Source organism: Geodermatophilus dictyosporus (assembly GCF_900115505.1).
Classification (GTDB): Bacteria; Actinomycetota; Actinomycetes; order Mycobacteriales; family Geodermatophilaceae; genus Geodermatophilus; species Geodermatophilus dictyosporus.
The window spans coordinates 95,141-110,873 of record NZ_FOWQ01000008.1 but is presented as its reverse complement, the minus strand read 5'-3'; the positions used below and the strand labels follow the sequence as shown (position 1 = coordinate 110,873).

At 75.1% G+C, this 15,733-nt stretch carries 13 protein-coding genes; 3 read left to right on the top strand and 10 right to left on the bottom strand.

All coding sequences use genetic code 11. The annotated features are described in order from the left end of the window. Positions 1-56 precede the first annotated feature (56 nt). Positions 57-1,226, top strand: a complete 1,170-nt coding sequence (locus BMZ33_RS17915; RefSeq protein ID WP_091113998.1) for a glycosyltransferase family 9 protein — start codon at positions 57-59, stop codon at positions 1,224-1,226. Here BMZ33_RS17915 and BMZ33_RS17910 read toward each other — a convergent pair. From BMZ33_RS17910 to BMZ33_RS17900, 3 genes are all read right to left on the bottom strand, one after another. Next, positions 1,196-2,599, bottom strand: coding sequence for a glycine--tRNA ligase (locus BMZ33_RS17910; RefSeq protein WP_091113994.1), 1,404 nt, complete (start codon positions 2,597-2,599; stop codon positions 1,196-1,198). The two genes, BMZ33_RS17915 and BMZ33_RS17910, sit on opposite strands and share 31 nt — an antisense overlap. A gap of 79 nt (positions 2,600-2,678) precedes the next feature. Further along, complete coding sequence (locus BMZ33_RS17905; RefSeq protein WP_091113991.1) at positions 2,679-3,689, bottom strand: hypothetical protein; 1,011 nt, start codon at positions 3,687-3,689, stop codon at positions 2,679-2,681. A 69-nt stretch (positions 3,690-3,758) separates the two neighbouring features. Further along, positions 3,759-4,049, bottom strand: coding sequence for an antibiotic biosynthesis monooxygenase family protein (locus BMZ33_RS17900; RefSeq protein ID WP_091113986.1), 291 nt, complete (start codon positions 4,047-4,049; stop codon positions 3,759-3,761). A gap of 170 nt (positions 4,050-4,219) precedes the next feature. Here BMZ33_RS17900 and BMZ33_RS23490 point away from each other — a divergent pair, with 170 nt between their 5' ends. Continuing rightward, the gene (locus BMZ33_RS23490) at positions 4,220-6,019 is read left to right on the top strand and encodes a serine/threonine-protein kinase (protein WP_169064515.1); all 1,800 of its coding nucleotides are present in this window, start codon (positions 4,220-4,222) and stop codon (positions 6,017-6,019) included. A 64-nt stretch (positions 6,020-6,083) separates the two neighbouring features. Here the strand turns inward: BMZ33_RS23490 and BMZ33_RS17890 are convergent, their stop codons facing one another. Next, on the bottom strand, positions 6,084-6,929 hold the full coding sequence (locus BMZ33_RS17890; protein WP_091113984.1) for a protein kinase domain-containing protein: 846 nt from the start codon (positions 6,927-6,929) through the stop codon (positions 6,084-6,086). A gap of 219 nt (positions 6,930-7,148) precedes the next feature. Between BMZ33_RS17890 and BMZ33_RS17885 the strand changes: the two genes are divergently transcribed. Further along, the gene (locus BMZ33_RS17885) at positions 7,149-9,275 is read left to right on the top strand and encodes a cation:proton antiporter (RefSeq protein ID WP_169064514.1); all 2,127 of its coding nucleotides are present in this window, start codon (positions 7,149-7,151) and stop codon (positions 9,273-9,275) included. Between the two features lie 261 nt (positions 9,276-9,536). On the opposite strand, the gene BMZ33_RS24535 is transcribed toward BMZ33_RS17885, so the two are convergent. From BMZ33_RS24535 to era, 6 genes are all read right to left on the bottom strand, one after another. Next, positions 9,537-11,045, bottom strand: a complete 1,509-nt coding sequence (locus tag BMZ33_RS24535; protein WP_091113981.1) for an FHA domain-containing protein — start codon at positions 11,043-11,045, stop codon at positions 9,537-9,539. Continuing rightward, entirely contained in the window at positions 11,045-11,479 is a 435-nt protein-coding gene (locus tag BMZ33_RS17875) for a hypothetical protein (RefSeq protein WP_091113976.1), read from the bottom strand. The genes BMZ33_RS24535 and BMZ33_RS17875 overlap by 1 nt, the downstream gene beginning before the upstream one ends. A gap of 46 nt (positions 11,480-11,525) precedes the next feature. Then, entirely contained in the window at positions 11,526-13,073 is a 1,548-nt protein-coding gene (locus BMZ33_RS17870; protein WP_091113972.1) for an FAD/NAD(P)-binding protein, read from the bottom strand. Positions 13,074-13,275: 202 nt separating this feature from the next. Continuing rightward, positions 13,276-14,040, bottom strand: a complete 765-nt coding sequence (locus tag BMZ33_RS17865; protein ID WP_091113969.1) for an isoprenyl transferase — start codon at positions 14,038-14,040, stop codon at positions 13,276-13,278. Next, positions 14,030-14,818: a DNA repair protein RecO gene (gene recO / locus BMZ33_RS17860; protein ID WP_091113965.1), complete on the bottom strand. Its 789-nt coding sequence runs from the start codon at positions 14,816-14,818 to the stop codon at positions 14,030-14,032. The genes BMZ33_RS17865 and recO overlap by 11 nt, the downstream gene beginning before the upstream one ends. Continuing rightward, positions 14,819-15,733 carry a GTPase Era gene (gene era, locus BMZ33_RS17855; RefSeq protein WP_091113962.1) on the bottom strand — a complete coding sequence of 305 codons (915 nt, stop codon included), beginning with the start codon at positions 15,731-15,733 and terminating at the stop codon, positions 14,819-14,821.

The following is a 15,733-nucleotide window of genomic DNA, read 5'->3' as shown; positions in this document are numbered from 1 at the left end:
GGCCGCACCCGGGCTGGGCAGGGGGAGTCCCTGCCCAGCCGAGCCCAGGAGGACGCGTGCCCAGGTCGTTCGCCGCACCGCCGGCGGCCGCGGGGGCGCTCGTCCCCGGCGTCGAGCGGATCGCCGTCCTGCGGGCCAACTTCCTCGGCGACCTGGTGCTCACCCTCCCGGCGCTGGCCGCGCTGCGGGCCGCCTACCCCGACGCGGAGGTCACCTACCTGGGCGCGCCGTGGCACCCGGGCCTGCTGGAGGGCCGGCCCGGGCCGTGGGACCGGGTGGTCGTCGTCCCGCCGTGGCCGGGCGTCCGCGACGAGCCGGGCGCCTCGCGCGACAGCGCCGAGGTGCGGCGCTTCCTCGCCGGCCAGCGGGCGGAGGGCTACGACCTGGCGCTGCAGCTGCACGGCGGGGGCGGCAACTCCAACCCGCTGGTGGCCGCCCTGGGCGCCCGGGTGACCGCCGGCGCCCGCGACGCCGGCGCGCCGGCCCTCGACCGCGACCTGCCCTACGCGCACGACCAGCACGAGGTGTTGCGCTGCCTGGAGGTGGCCGGGCTGGTCGGCGCGGTCCCGGTGGAGCTGGCGCCGCGGCTGGCCCTCACCCCGGCCGACGCCGCGGCGGCCGACGCGGTCCTGCCGGCCGGGCCCGCACCGCTGGTCGCGCTGCACCCCGGCGCCCAGGACCCGCGGCGCCGGTGGCCGGCCGGGTCCTTCGCCGCGGTCGCCGACGCGCTGGCCGCCGAGGGCGTGCACGTGGTGCTCGTCGGCTCGGGGGCCGACGACCGGCAGGCCGCGGACGCGATCCGCGCGGCGTCCTCGGCCCCGCTGCTCGACCTGGTCGGCCGGCTGCCGCTCGGTGCGCTGGCCGGCGTCCTGGCCCGCTGCCGGCTGGTGGTGGCCAACGACTCGGGGCCGCGGCACCTCGCCGAGGCCGTGGGGACGGCGACCGTCGGCGTCTTCCTGGAGCGCAACCTGCTCAACGCCGGCCCGCTCGGCCGCCGGCGGCACCGCGTGGCCGTCTCCACCCGCACCGACTGCCCCGTCTGCGGCACCGACCAGCGCCGGTCCCGCTGCGGGCACGACCGGTCGCTGGTCGCCGGCGTGCCGGTCGGGACCGTGGTGGCCGCCGCCCTCGAGCTGCTCGAGGGCGGCGGCCCCGCGGTGCACGCGGCTGCCGCCGCGGAGGAGCCCCGGCCGGCTCAGCAGCCGGGCAGGCGCGCGGCGAGGTAGGACTCGACCTGGTCCAGGGCGACGCGCTCCTGGCTCATCGAGTCGCGCTCCCGGACGGTCACCGCCTGGTCCTCGAGGGTGTCGAAGTCGACGGTGAGGCAGAACGGCGTCCCGACCTCGTCCTGCCGGCGGTAGCGGCGGCCGATGGCGCCGGCGTCGTCGAAGTCGACGTTCCAGTTGCGGCGCAGCTGCGCGGCGAGGTCGCGCGCCTTGGGCGAGAGGTCGGCGTTGCGCGACAGCGGCAGGACGGCGGCCTTGACCGGCGCCAGCCGCGGGTCCAGCCGCAGCACCGTGCGGGTGTCCACGCCGCCCTTGGCGTTGGGCGCCTGGTCCTCGGTGTAGGCCTCGACGAGGAAGGCCATCAGCGAGCGGGTCAGGCCGGCGGCCGGCTCGATGACGTAGGGAGTCCAGCGGGTGTTGCTGGCCTGGTCGAAGTAGGACAGGTCCGTGCCCGAGTGCTCCGAGTGCGTGGACAGGTCGAAGTCGGTGCGGTTGGCGATGCCCTCGAGCTCGCCCCACTCCGAGCCCTGGAAGCCGAAGCGGTACTCGATGTCGACGGTGCGCTTCGAGTAGTGGGAGAGCTTCTCCTTCGGGTGCTCGAAGTGCCGCAGGTTGTCCGGCGAGATGCCCAGGTCGGTGTACCAGCGGGTGCGCTCGTCGATCCAGTACTGGTGCCACTCCTCGTCGCTGCCGGGCTCGACGAAGAACTCCATCTCCATCTGCTCGAACTCACGCGTCCGGAAGACGAAGTTGCCCGGGGTGATCTCGTTGCGGAAGGACTTGCCGATCTGGCCGATGCCGAACGGCGGCTTGCGGCGCGCGGCGCCCATGACGTTGGCGAAGTTGACGAAGATGCCCTGCGCGGTCTCCGGGCGCAGGTAGTGCAGCCCCGACTCGTCCTCGACCGGGCCGAGGTAGGTCTTCAGCATCATGTTGAAGTCGCGCGGCTCGGTCCACTGCCCCTTGGTGCCGCAGCTCGGGCAGGTGATGTCGGCCAGGCCGTTCTCCGGCAACCGGCCCTTCCTCGCCTCGAACTCCTCCTCGAGGTGGTCGGCCCGGAAGCGCTTGTGGCAGTTCTGGCACTCGGTGAGCGGGTCGGTGAAGACGCCGACGTGCCCGGAGGCCACCCACACCTGGCGGGGCAGGATCACCGAGGAGTCCAGGCCGACGACGTCGTCGCGGCGCTGCACGACGGTGCGCCACCACTGCCGCTTGATGTTCTCCTTGAGCTCGACGCCCAGCGGCCCGTAGTCCCAGGCGGAGCGGGTGCCGCCGTAGATCTCACCGGAGGGGAAGACGAACCCCCGGCGCTTGCAGAGGTTGACCACCTTGTCGAGGCGGGCGGGGTCGTGCGGGGTGGTGCTGGCGCTCACGGGCTCGGGGCTCCATCCGGCTGGCGGTCGGCGAGTGGACCCGCCCACGGTAGTCGCCGGGCCCCGGCCGCCCGCCCGGTCAGGGCTCGGTGAACCCGCACACGGCCGGCCGGCCGGCCTCCTCCACCACGGTGACCACGAACGACCGGGCCGCGCCCGTCTCGAGCGTGACGTCGAAGGTGACCTGGTCGACGTCGTCCTGGGCGACCGCGTCGGTGGCCGAGCCCTCGGTGATCCGGCCGCCGAGGAACGCCTCGAAGTCGCCCTGCAGCGCGGCCGGGTCGGCGAAGCGGTCCTGCCCGTCGGTGCACAGGTCGGCGTAGGCGGCGCCGGCGTCGCCGTCGACCAGCGACTGCACCCACCCGGCGGCGAACTCGGGGCTCTCGGGGAGGTTGAGCGTGTCGCTGCTCCCGCCACCGTCCGGGTTGCCGGCGCCGCCGCCGAAGCCACCACCGCCGCCGGGCGACGACGACGTGGGGGTCGCGGTCGTCGGGCTCGCCGAGGTCGGCGACGCGCTCGCCGACGTGGAGGGAGGCGCGGTGATCGCGGTGTCGCCGCGGTCCTCGCGGGTGAGCAGCACGGTGACCAGCACGCCGGCGCCGACGAGGACGACGGCCAGCGCGACCAGGAGCGCGACGAGCGGCCCGCGGCGCCGGCGCTGCTGCGGGGGCGGCGCGCCGTAGCCGGGCCCGCCGTACCCGGGGCCGCCGTAGCCGGAGCCGCCGTACCCGGGTCCGCCGTACCCCGGGCCGCCGTACCCCGGGCCGCCGTGACCACCGGGCGGGCCGTAGGGGCCGGGGGCACCCCAGGACGGGCCGGCCTGGCCCGGGGCGCCCCAGCCCTGCGGCTGGCCCGGCCGGGCCCACGCCGGGTTCGGGACGGCGGGCTGCCCGCCGGTCGCCGGGGGTGCCGCGCCGGGCTGCTGCGCGCCGCCGTCCATCCGCAGCGTCGGGTCCCGCTGGCCCAGCGGCGTCCCCGACATCCGGTCGGTCGGCTGGTCGGGGACCGGGGAGCGCGGCGGGACCGGGGGCAGGCGCACCTCGCGGGTGCGGTCGGCCGGCGTCCCGTCGTCCTGCGGCGGCTGGCTCATCGCGCCCGTCCTCCCGGCTGCGGTGCTGTCCGACGCAGGCTACGCACCGGGGACGACCCGCCCCAGCGGCTACGGCCCCGGTCGGTCCAGGGGCAGGTAGGCGCCCGGCTCGTCGAGCGCGTGCAACCACACCGGCGCCCCGGCCACCTTGACCTCGGCGGCCGACAGCGCCCGGCGGTAGGCGCCGACGCCCTCCCAGCGCGTGACCAGCGCCCACAGCGACGGGTCGTCGGCGGCCCGTCCCGCCTCCCCGCCGCGCCAGCCCGGCCGGTCGGCCAGCGCGGTCAGCAGCCGGTCGACGACGGCGGGGAAGTCGGCGGCGCCGTCCGGGGGGACGCGCAGACGGGTGACCGCGAACACCGGCCCATCGTGCCCCACGGGGCGGCCCGGCCCGCGTCGCCCGGCGGGTGCGCGGACCGCGTCCGGGGCGCTGGTCGCGGCCGGTTGCCGTCCCTAGACTCCGCCGACGACCCGCACCCGGCGCCGGCTCCGGCGAGCGACCGGGGTCGCGGCACACGGAGGAAGCACCGGTGGAGTTGCAACAGTTCGGCCCCTACCGCCTCGAGGCACTGCTCGGCCGCGGCGGGATGGGCGAGGTCTACCGCGCCTTCGACACCGAGCACGACCGGACGGTGGCGCTGAAGGTGCTCTCCGAGCACCTGGCCGCCGACACGGGCTACCGCGAGCGCTTCCGGCGCGAGGCACACCTGGCCGCCCGCCTCAACGAGCCGCACATCGTCCCCATCCACCGCTACGGCGAGATCGGGGGCCGGCTGTTCCTCGACATGCGCCTGGTGCCCGGCCGCGACGTCGCCGCGGTGCTGGCCGCCGAGGGGCCGATGAGCCCCGAGCGGGCGGTGTCGATCGTCGGCCAGACCGCGCGGGCGCTGGACGCCGCGCACGCCGACGGCCTGGTGCACCGCGACGTCAAGCCCTCGAACGTGCTGCTGACCGGCACCGGCGACGACGAGTTCGTCTACCTCGTCGACTTCGGCATCGCCCGGTCGACGTCGGACGCGCAGGGCCCGGCGCTGACCCAGACCGGCGCCGCGCTCGGCTCCTTCGACTACATGGCCCCCGAGCGCTTCCTGGAGAAGCCGATCGACCGGCGGGTCGACGTCTACGCCCTGGCCTGCGTGCTCTTCGAGTGCCTCACCGCCCGCCGCCCGTTCACCGGCGACGGGCTGGCCACGCTGATGTACGCCCACCTCAACACCACGCCACCGCCGCCGTCGGCCCTGCGTCCGGGGCTGCCGCGGGCGCTCGACGACGTCGTCGCCAAGGGGCTGGCCAAGGAGCCCGCCGAGCGGTACGCGAGCTGCGGCGAGCTGGCCGCGGCGGCGCGGGCGGCACTCGCGTCGGTGGGCGTGGCGGCCCGGCCGGAGGCGGCCCCGCCGACGTCGGTCACGCCGCTGCCGGTGCGGCCGCAGACCGTGGGCTTCGCCCCCGCCGGCGCGCCCGGCGGGTACGGCCCGCCGTCCTCCCCCGGGCTCCCCGCGGCCGGCTACGGGCCGCCGTCGAACCCGGGCCCGCCGGTCGGGTTCGGCCCGCCGTCGAACCCCGGCCCGCCGGTCGGGTTCGGCCCGCCGTCGCACCCCGGGCCACCCGCCGGGTACCCGCCGCCGGGCCCGGGCTTCCCGCCCGCGGGCCCGGGCTTCCCGCCGGGTGGGGCGACGCCGTCCGGCCACCGCAGGAGGAACAGCAGGCTGCCGCTGGTCCTGGCCGGGCTCGCGGCGGTCGTCGTGCTCGCCGTCGTGGCGGTCGTCGCCCTGGCCGGCCGGTCCGGTGACACCACCACCGGCACCTCTCAGGCCGGCGGCAGCAGCGGGCAGGTCGGCACCTCGGGCGACGCGGGCACCAGTGCCGGCCCCGACCCGGAGGAGCAGCTGCGCGCCGTCCTGCCCGGCGGTTTCGACCCCTCCTCCTGCACCACTCAGGGCGCCGCGGGCGACGGCGACCTCGCGGCACTGCAGTGCGGCGCGGCGGAGCAGCAGCCGGGGCCGCAGGTGGCGTTCTTCTACCTCTACGAGGACGGCGCCGCGGTCGACGCGGTGTTCGTCTCCGACGTGACCGGCGTCGGGCTCTCCCCGCTGAGCGGCGCGGACTGCCCCGACGCCCAGGGCTACCGCGGCTACGAGGGGCCGGACGGCGAGCTGGCCGGGCGGGTGGCCTGCTGGGTCGACGACGAGGGTGACGCCAACCTCGCCTGGACCCAGGACGACGTCGCCGCGGAAGGACACGTGGTGGTCGCCGACGGCGGGGAGTCCGGGCTGGCCGACCTGTGGGCCTGGTGGAACGACGCCGATGAGAGCGACTTCCGGGCCGGCTGAGCCGCTCACGGCGAGGCCCCGCCCCCACCGGCCGGTGGGGGCGGGCCCTCCGCCGCGTGCGGGTTCAGGCGCGGACGCCGCCGAGCGCCGCCGCGGCCAGCCGGTCGAGCCGCAGGGCCACCTGCTCGGCGGTCGCCGGGCGCTGCCCCACCGGGGCCAGGCACTCCGACACCAGCGCGGCCTCGTCGTCGGTCAGCCCCGGGCTGATCGCGGGCTCGGCGCTCATCACCCGGCGGATGGCGAGCAGCGGCTCGCCGTCGGGCAGCTCGCCGTAGAGGCCGGTGCCGGTCAGCGCCCGGTTGAGGGTGGCGCCGAGGGCGAAAACCTCGGTGGCCCGCGAGGGGCGGTCGCCGCGCAGCAGCGCCGGGTCCAGGTACTCCACCGAGGCGGCGCTGGCCATGCCGGTCAGCGTCACGCCCGGGGCGAGGTAGCGCGCCAGGCCCAGGTCGGAGAGCTTGCCGCCGTCCTCGGTGAGCAGGACGTTGGCCGGCTTGATGTCGCCGTGGGTGAGGCCGGCCTCGTGCAGGGCGTGCGCGGCGTGCGCGGCGTGCGCCACCGCCCGCAGCACCTCCCCGCGGCTCAGCGGCCGGGCCGGCGCGGCCAGCGAGCCGAGCGGGCAGTACTCCATCGCGTACAGGAAGCTGTCCTGCAGCACCGCGTCGAAGACCCGCACCAGGTAGGGCGAGGCCACCTGCGCGAAGGCCCGCAGCTCCCGCACCCCGCGCTCGTAGGCCTGCTCGCTGTGCGTGCCGGTGAAGACCTTGACCGCGACGTACTCGTCGGGCAGGCCCAGGCGGGCCGGCGGGCGGGCCAGGTAGAAGCGGCCGTTGTTCCCCTCCCCCAGGACGCGGACCACCTGGTAGTCCGCGATGTTGGCGGGCGCCGCGCCCACCAGGCCGACGGCATCCATCCACGTCCTCCTGAACTCGGTGCTCCCCGGCCCGGCCGGGACGCCGCGGGTGCGCGGCAGCGCGTCAGTGTGCCGCCCTCCCCGCGGTCCCGGAACCCGTTCGCGCCCGCCCCACTCCCGCGTCCGCGAACCCCCTGTGCGGTGCCGGGCGGGGCTAGCATCCGCGCCCGCACCGCCCGGGCAGCGTGACCCGGACACCTCGACACCCCCGGAGCAGCCGTGGAGCCGCGCCCCGTCGCAGAGATCATCGCCTACGTCTTCATCGACCTGGCGGTGATCATGGTGATCGCCCGGCTCATGGGCCGGCTGGCGGTCAAGGTCGGCCAGCCCGCCGTCGTCGGCGAGATCGTCGCCGGCATCATGCTGGGCCCGACCCTGCTGGGGGCCCTGCCCGGCGATCTGGACACCCTGCTGTTCCCCACCGACATCCGGCCGTTCCTCAACGTGCTGGCGCAGCTGGGCCTGGTCCTGTTCATGTTCCTCATCGGCCTCGAGGTCGACCTGTCGTTCATCCGCGGGCGGGAGAAGGTCGCCGTCTCGGTGTCGCTGGCCTCGATCCTGCTGCCGTTCGCGCTCGGGGTGCTGCTGGCCACCTACCTGCACACCAACCACGACGTCTTCACCGCGGAGGACGGCGCGACGTCGGTGATCCCGTTCCTCGGGTTCGCGCTGTTCATGGGCGTGGCCATGTCGATCACCGCGTTCCCGGTGCTGGCGCGGATCCTGGCCGAGCGGCAGATGCACCGGATCCCGACCGGCGTGCTGGCGCTGGCCTGCGCCGCCGTCGACGACGTCCTGGCCTGGTGCCTGCTGGCGGTGGTCGTGGCGATCGTCGCGGCGAGCTCGTTCACCGGCGTGGTGCTGATCCTGAGCCTGTCGATCGTCTTCGCCCTGGTGATGTTCCTGCTCGTCAAGCCGCTGCTGCGGGTGCTGGTCACGAAGTACGAGCGGCTGGGTCAGCTGACGCCGGAGATGCTCGCCGGCGTGCTCATCGGCATCCTCGCCAGCGCGTGGGTGGCCGAGGAGATCGGCATCCACTTCATCTTCGGCGCGTTCCTGTTCGGCGTCGTCATGCCGCGCAAGGGCGCCGCCCGCCTCAACCACGAGATCATCGACCGGCTCGAGCAGGTCAGCGTGCTGCTCCTGCTGCCGGTGTTCTTCGTGGTCACCGGCCTCAACGTCGACGTCGGCGCCATCGACCTGACCGGGGTCGGCGAGCTGGCACTGATCCTGCTGGTCGCGATCTCCGGCAAGTTCGTCGGCGCCTTCGCCGCGGCCCGGGCGCAGCGGGTCCCGCGGCGGCAGGCCACCGCCCTGGCGACGCTGATGAACACCCGCGGGCTCACCGAGCTGGTCATCCTCAACATCGGTGTGCAGCAGGGCGTCCTCGACGGCGAGATGTTCACGCTGATGGTGATCATGGCCGTGGTGACCACGGTGATGGCCTCGCCGCTGCTCAACGTCATCTACCCGAAGCGGATCCTGGAGCGCGACATCGCGGCGGCCGAGCGGGCCGAGATGGGTCTGACCGACGCCTACACCGTCGTGGTGGTGGTCGACGACCTCGACCGCGACGCCGGCCTGGTGGACCTCGCCTGCGACCTCGTCGGCCGCGAGCAGCCGGCGCAGGTCGTGCTCACCCGGGTGGTCCGCCGGTCGCGGCCCAAGCCGGAGGTGTCCAGCGGCCTGGGTCCGGACCTGGAACTCATGGCGACGGTGGCCGGCGAGCTCCGCACGCTGGCCCGGCGCGTCGAGCAGCGCGGCCCGCGGGCCTCGGTGGCCTCGCGCTTCAGCGAGGACCCGTGGGCCGAGGTCGCCGACCTGGCCGGCAGCAGTGCCGCCGACGTGGTGCTCGTGCGCAGCGGCTGGGGCATCGCCGAGGGCGCGCTGACCGCCGGGACGGGCAACCCGTGGCCGCCGTCGCTGCACGGGTCGGTGGTCGTGGTCTCGGGCGAGCTGGGTGAGTCCGGACTCCAGCCGGGCGGGCCGGTCGCCGTCGTGCAGGACGCCGACGCCGACGGCCGTGCCGCCCTGCGGGTGGCCGCGCACGCCGCGGTCGGGAGGTCGGCGCCGCTGCAACTGCGGTCCGGGGGCCGACGCGGGGTGCGGCGCAACGTCGCCGACTCGCTGCGCCGGGCAGGGGTGCAGGTCGCCGCCGACGGGGAGGTGCTCCCGGCACTCCTGGTCGCTCCCGCCGGCGCGGCGCCGGTCCCGGCCGCAGACGACCTGACGCCGATCCTGCTGGTGCACGCCGGCACCGCCGACACCGACCGCGACATGGACGAGACGCTGGCCGCTCTCGCCCCCGCCGCACGCCCGGAGACGCCCCGCGCCGAGTCGGTCTGAGGCCCCACCACCACCGGAGCCCGCGTCCCCGTCTCCCGGGGGCGCGGGCTCCGGCGCGTCCGGGGGCGACGCCGGGCACTGGCGCGGGACCACCTGGTCCCCTGGCCGCCGGTCGTGCCCTGCCCGGGAGCGCCGTCGTGCTCGGACCACTCCTGGAGTCAGAGCACGAGGAGCGGCCGGACAGGTCCCCGGCGGCCGGTCGTGCTCTGACCACACCTGTGTGCAGAGCACGACCGGACTGGCGCCGGGGACAGGTGCCGGTCAGAAGCCACCGTGGGGTGACTCGAAGGCGAACTGGCGGCCGCCCATGCGCACGGCCATGCCCGGGGTCAGCCGGACCGGCTGACCCGGCACCAGCGACGACCAGCCGGGCGCACCGCGCGGGGCCACGAGCGTGCCGTTGGCCGAGCCGGTGTCGACCAGCAGCACGTCCCAACCCTCGAGGCGGATCTCGGCGTGGTGCCGGCTGACGCCGCCGGTGTGGTCGACCACCAGCAGCGGCCGCAGCTGGCCGGAGGCGACGCGCTCGTCGGTCTCCGGCTCGCGGCCCAGCAGGTAGTCCATGTCCAGGCTGACCGTGGCGCCGTCGTCGAAGACCAGCAGCCCCAGCGGTGGGCGCGGACCCTCGACGAGCACCGCGGTCTGCTGCGTCGTGCGGATGCCGCACAGCGCGCAGAACCCGGCCCGCGGGTCGTTGAGGTGCCCGTTCTTGCAGAGGATGCCCTTGACCTGCGGACGCTCGTCCTGGGGCTCGGCGGCCGGGGCGCCCACGGCGGGCTCGGCGCCCGGTGTGGGCAGCGGCTCCCGCCGCGGCTCGGGCTCGGCGGTGCCGCCGAACAGCAGCGTCGACTTCTTCGGCGCGGGCAGCTCCACCGGCGGGGCCGGCTCGGGCGGCAGCGGAGCGGCGTGGTCGTGGCCCGCGTGGTCGTGGTCGCCGTGGTCGTGGCCGTGTCCCTCGTGGTCGCGCGGCGCCGCGGGCGGTGCCAGGACCTCGGGCGGCCGCGCCGGCGGGGCCGGCACGGACGGCCGCGGAGGCGGTGGCGGCAACGGCGGCGTCGCGACGTGGGGCGCCGGCAGCCGCAGCTGCGTCGTCCCCGGGGGGACCGGACCGGCCGCAGTCGGCGCGGGGGCCGGGGACAGGACCGCCGCGGCACCCGGGACGGCCCCGGCCTCCAGGTCGGCGAGCGGGTGCGGCGCGGTGTCGGCCGGGGAGCCGGCCGACAGGTGCAGCGCCGCGGGCGGCCAGGTGACGAACCGGTCGAGCACGAGCGTCCCGTTGTCCAGCTTCTCGCCCTCGGCCGGGGTCAGGCGCAGGCCCAGGTCGGGCACCTCGGCGGTGCCGCCGCCGACGAGCACCAGCGCCAGCCCGTCCTCGGTCGCGGCGGCCACCGCGAACGACGGCGGGTCGGTGACCGTGAGCAGCCACCCGCGCACCTCCTCGTGCAGCCGCCGGCCCGGGGCGCGGCTGCCGGCCGCCGAGACGCGTCGGCAGAGGGTGACCAGCTCACCGACGTGCGCGTCGCCGGCCGGGGCGGCGACCGGCGCCGCGGGCACCGGGGCCGGCCCCCAGCCGACCAGCGCCGGCCGGACCGGCGCGGTGGCCGGCCCCGCCCGGGAGGTGGTCACCCCGACGACCAGGAGCACCCCGGGCAGCCGCACGACCAGGTCCTGCCCCGGGGCGACCCGGACGGCGACCTGGTCGAAGGGCGGCACCGTGGCCGGCGCCCCGGTCGCGCCCGTCAGCGGGACCGGCGGCGTGGAGACCGACATCAGATGAGCCTCCCGCCGTTGATCCGCCAGTGGATGAAGGGCACGCGCATGGGGCCGTTGGCCACCAGCCACACGATCAGCCAGACGCTGACGAAGTGGATGGCGAAGGCCGGGCCGGTCAGCGAGTCCACCCACGGGATGGCGCCGCCGGCGAACAGGAACCACACCAGCAGGCCCTCGGGGATGCCGGTGAGCAGGCCGAAGAGCGTGGGCCAGTCCTTCTCCCACCGGAACTGCTGGATGCCGTGGTAGACGAGCTCCCACAGCACGCCCAGCACGGTCACCACCAGGAGCACGGAGAAGGTGGCCTTGTAGGACTCACCCAGCGAGGCCCCGGTGGGCAGCACGGGCGTGATGATCAGGGTCCAGATCGATCCGACCACGGCCAGCAGGAAGATCCTGGTCTGGATGCGGCCGTTGAGGGTGGGCAGCACGGGTGTCGTCTCTCTCGGTCGTCGGTATCGGGGTCGCGGGCGCCGGTCAGATCTGCTTGTTCCGGACCCACTTCCACCACTGGCTGGTCGACCGTCCCGGCCCCAGCTTCCTCGCGAAGCCCTGCTTGATCAGGTCGTCGGCGATCTCCTGAGCGGCGATCTGCAGCCCGAAGAAGGTGTCGACCCCGGGGAAGGGGCCGCCGAGCGTCGCGCTGCCCGAGGCGTAGACCTTCCCGCCGTTGGCGGTGCCGGTGACCTCGAAGTTGCGCTGCACGTCCAGCCGGCCCACCGGGTTGCGCCCGGCACCGGAGTGGTCGAGCAGGTCGGCCAGCACGCGGTGCTCGCGGATGTCGGCCTCGAGCCCGGTGCAGTCGATGACGGCGTCGAAGGTGCCCACGTGCGGACCCTGGTCCGGTGTGCTCACCCGCACCTCGACCAGGTCACCGACCGGCCGCATGTCCTCGATCGAGCCGATCATGACGCGGTACCAGCCCTCGGCGCGGCCGCGCCGGAGCTGCTCCTGCCAGTCCCGGCGCACCGGGGTGTTGGTGCCGCCCATCTCCTCGTAGAGCCGCTTGCGCTCGGCCCCCTCACTGGTGCGCACCTGCTGCTTGAGCTGCCCGCCCCAGACCGACTTCGGGTAGTTGAAGCCCTGGTAGGCCCAGCCGTCGGCACCCTTGCGCCGCTTGAAGATGCCGGCGCCGTGCGGCTTGTCCACGTAGGTGCGGAACAGGTGCACGATCTGGGTCTGCAGGCCACGCTGGTCGCGGTCGTCGATGAGCCGCTGCAGCACGCGGGAGGCGACGATGCCGCCGCCGCGGACGAGCACGGTCCCCGGGCGCTGGTGCAGCCGCTCGTAGACGTGCTCGTGCCGCTCGTAGGCGTTGACGACCCTCGAGTAGTCGTTGTGCTCGCTGCGGTAGCGCTGGAGGTCGGGCAGAAACTTCAGGCCCGGGTAGCCGACGGCCACGTGCACCCACTGGCTGCGGTAGGCGATCCGCTTGGTCGGGGTCGCCCCCTCCGGCGGGGTCAGGATGGTGAAGTACCCGCCGCCCACGCGGCGCCGGACCATCCGGACCTGGCCGTGCACGACCATCTCCGGATACCGGATCCGGTACATCTCCTTCTCCATCGACTCGAACGCGTGCCCGGCCTTCGGTGTGTAGTAGTTGGCGAAGATCGGCTCGACCAGCACGTTCCAGGCCTGCTTGAGGTCGCCCTGCAGCGCCTCGCGGATGGCGTAGCTCGGGAAGCCCCAGATGTTGTCTGGGCAGGAGGACGAGTCCGACCGCAGCCGCTCGCCCCGGGGGATCTGGGAGACCGTCGTCAGGTACTCGTAGCTCTCCCACGGCGTCTTCAGCGGGGTCAGCACCCGCATGGCGCTGGTGGGGACGCCGCAGATGCGGAGGTAGTCCACGGTCACGAACGACCCGATGCCGCCGCCGAAGGTGACGAACGGGACGTCGATGATCGGGATGCCCGCCTCGGCCAGCATCTGGTCGGTCCAGAAGTCGCTGGCGATCAGCTGGTCGTTGAGGTCACCGGGCTGCGCCGGGGTCCGGGCGTGCTGGGGCGCGATCGTGCTCTCGCTCACGGTGGGAGGTCCGTCCTCTGTCGGGAGGCGCCACTGTCGGTCCGTGCCGTGGGCCTGTCAACGGATTCCGTCGCGGCTCCGGACACCCGTCGGAGGCCCCCGCCGGGAGCCCCGGGACGGCGGTCGCGCGCCCGCGCGCCCGGCGGCCGGACAGGCCCCTCGCAGGGGCCCGCCGCCAGCCGGCGAGCGGTGGGGGTCCCTCTCAGGCGCTGCCGAAGCGGCGCTGGCGGGAGGCGTACTCCTCGCACGCCGCCCACAGGTGCCGGCGGTCGAAGTCGGGCCAGAGGGTGTCGAGGAAGACGAACTCGGCGTAGGCCGACTGCCACAGCAGGAAGTTGCTCGTCCGGTTCTCCCCCGAGCTGCGCACGAACAGGTCGACGTCGGGCATGTCGGGCTCGTCGAGGAACCGGGCCACGGTGTCCTCGGTGACCTTGCCCGGGTCCAGCCGCCCGGCGGCGACCTCGCGGGCGATCGCGGCGGCGGCGTCGGCGATCTCGGCCCGGCCGCCGTAGTTGACGCACATGGTCAGGGTCAGGACGTCGTTGTCCTTCGTGAGCTCCTCGGCGACCTCGAGCTCCTTGACGACGCTGCGCCACAGCCGCGGGCGCCGGCCGGCCCAGCGCACCCGGACGCCGAGCTCGTGCATCTCGTCGCGGCGGCGGCGGATCACGTCGCGGTTGAAGCCCATGAGGAACCGGACCTCGTCGGGGCTGCGCCGCCAGTTCTCGGTGGAGAAGGCGTAGGCGCTGATCGCCCCGACGCCGAGCTCGATGGCACCCTCGACGCAGTCGAACAGCGAGGACTCCCCCGCCTCGTGGCCCGCCGTCCGGGGCAGCCCGCGCTGCTTGGCCCAGCGGCCGTTGCCGTCCATGACGATCGCGACGTGCCGGGGCACCCGGTCGGCGGGGATCGCCGGCGGCCGCGCGCCCGAGGGGTGCCGGTTCGGCGCCTTCACCTCACGCCTCACGCAGCAGACCCACGTCCCGGCGCGGCACCGCGTCGGAGCGGTCGACCAGCGGCAGCGACCGCAGCCCGCGCTCGAGGTGCCACTGCAGCAGCGCGGCCACCAGCCCGCTGCCCTCGCGCCGCTGACCGCTCTCGCTGGCCTCGGCGGTCGCCCAGTCGCCGGACAGCAGCGCCTCCAGGTGCCCGATGGTGACCGGGTTGGGCATCGCCGAGCCGGTGGGCCGGCACTCGCGGCAGACGGTGCCCCCGGCCGGGACGGAGAAGTGCCGGTGCGGGCCCTCGATGCCGCAGCGGGCGCAGTCGCCGAGCGCCGGTTCCCAGCCGGCCACCGACATGGCGCGCAGCAGGAAGGCGTCGAGGACCAGCCCGGCGGGGTGGGTGCTCTCGGACAGTGCCCGCAGCGCGCCGATGACGAGGAGGAACAGCCGCAGCGAGGGCTCCTTCTCCTCCGCCGTCAGCCGGTCGGCGGTCTCCAGGACCGCGGTGCCGGCGGTGTAGGCCGGGTAGTCGCCGGCGATCACCGAGCCGTAGGAGCGGATGGACTCCGCCTGGCTGACGATGTCGAGGGTGCGGCCGGTGTAGAGCTGCAGGTCGACGTGGCTGAACGGCTCGAGGCGGGCGCCGAACTTGCTCTTGGTGCGGCGCACGCCCTTGGCCACCGCCCGCACCTTGCCGTGCCGGCGGGTGAGGACCGTGACGATCCGGTCGGCCTCCCCCAGCTTCTGGGTGCGCAGGACGACGCCCTCGTCGCGGTACAGCGCCTTCGGTGTGGTGCTCACTCAGTACCCGAGCCTGTTCAGCTTCTTGGGGTCGTCCTGCCACTCGCCGAGGACGGTGACGTGCAGGTCGAGGTGCACCCGGGCGCCGAGCAGCTGCTCCAGGCCCGCGCGCGCCTCGCTGCCGATGGCCTTGATGACCGACCCGCCCTTCCCGAGCAGCATCGGCTTCTGGCTGGGCCGCTCGCAGTGCAGCAGCGCGTGCACCTCCACCAGCTCGGCGCCCTCCCGCTTCGGGTCGGGCCGGCGGACGAGCTCCTCGACGGTGACCGCGAGTGAGTGCGGCACCTCCTGGAACACCTTCTCCAGCGCCGCCTCGCGGATGAGCTCGGCGATCTGCCGGTCGGTGTCCTCGTCGGTGGTCTGCTCCTCGGGGTAGAGCGGCGGGCCCTCGGGCAGCAGGCCGACGAGCAGGTCCTCGAGCAGCTCCACCTGGTCGCCCCTGACGGCGCTGACCGGCACGACCTCGGCGGCCTCGACGAGCTGGCTGGCGGCCACCAGCTGCTCGGCGACCTGCTTCCTGGACGCCGCGTCGGTCTTGGTCACGACGACGACCACAGGCGCCTTCACGTCCCCCAGCTGGCGGGCGATGAACCGGTCGCCGGTGCCGACGGGCTGATCGGCGGGGATGCAGAACACCACGACGTCGACCTCGGAGAGGGTGTCGCGGACGACGTCGTTGAGCCGGCGGCCGAGCAGGCTCTTGGGCTTGTGCAGGCCGGGGGTGTCGACGAGCACCAGCTGGCCGCCGGGCCGGTGCACCACCCCGCGGATGGCGTGCCGGGTGGTCTGCGGCCGGTTGCTGACGATGCCGACCTTCTCGCCGACCAGCGCGTTGGTCAGCGTGGTCTTGCCGGCGTTGGGGCGGCCCACCAGGCAGGCGAACCCGCTGCGGTACGGCTGCTCCGGCGTGCTCAC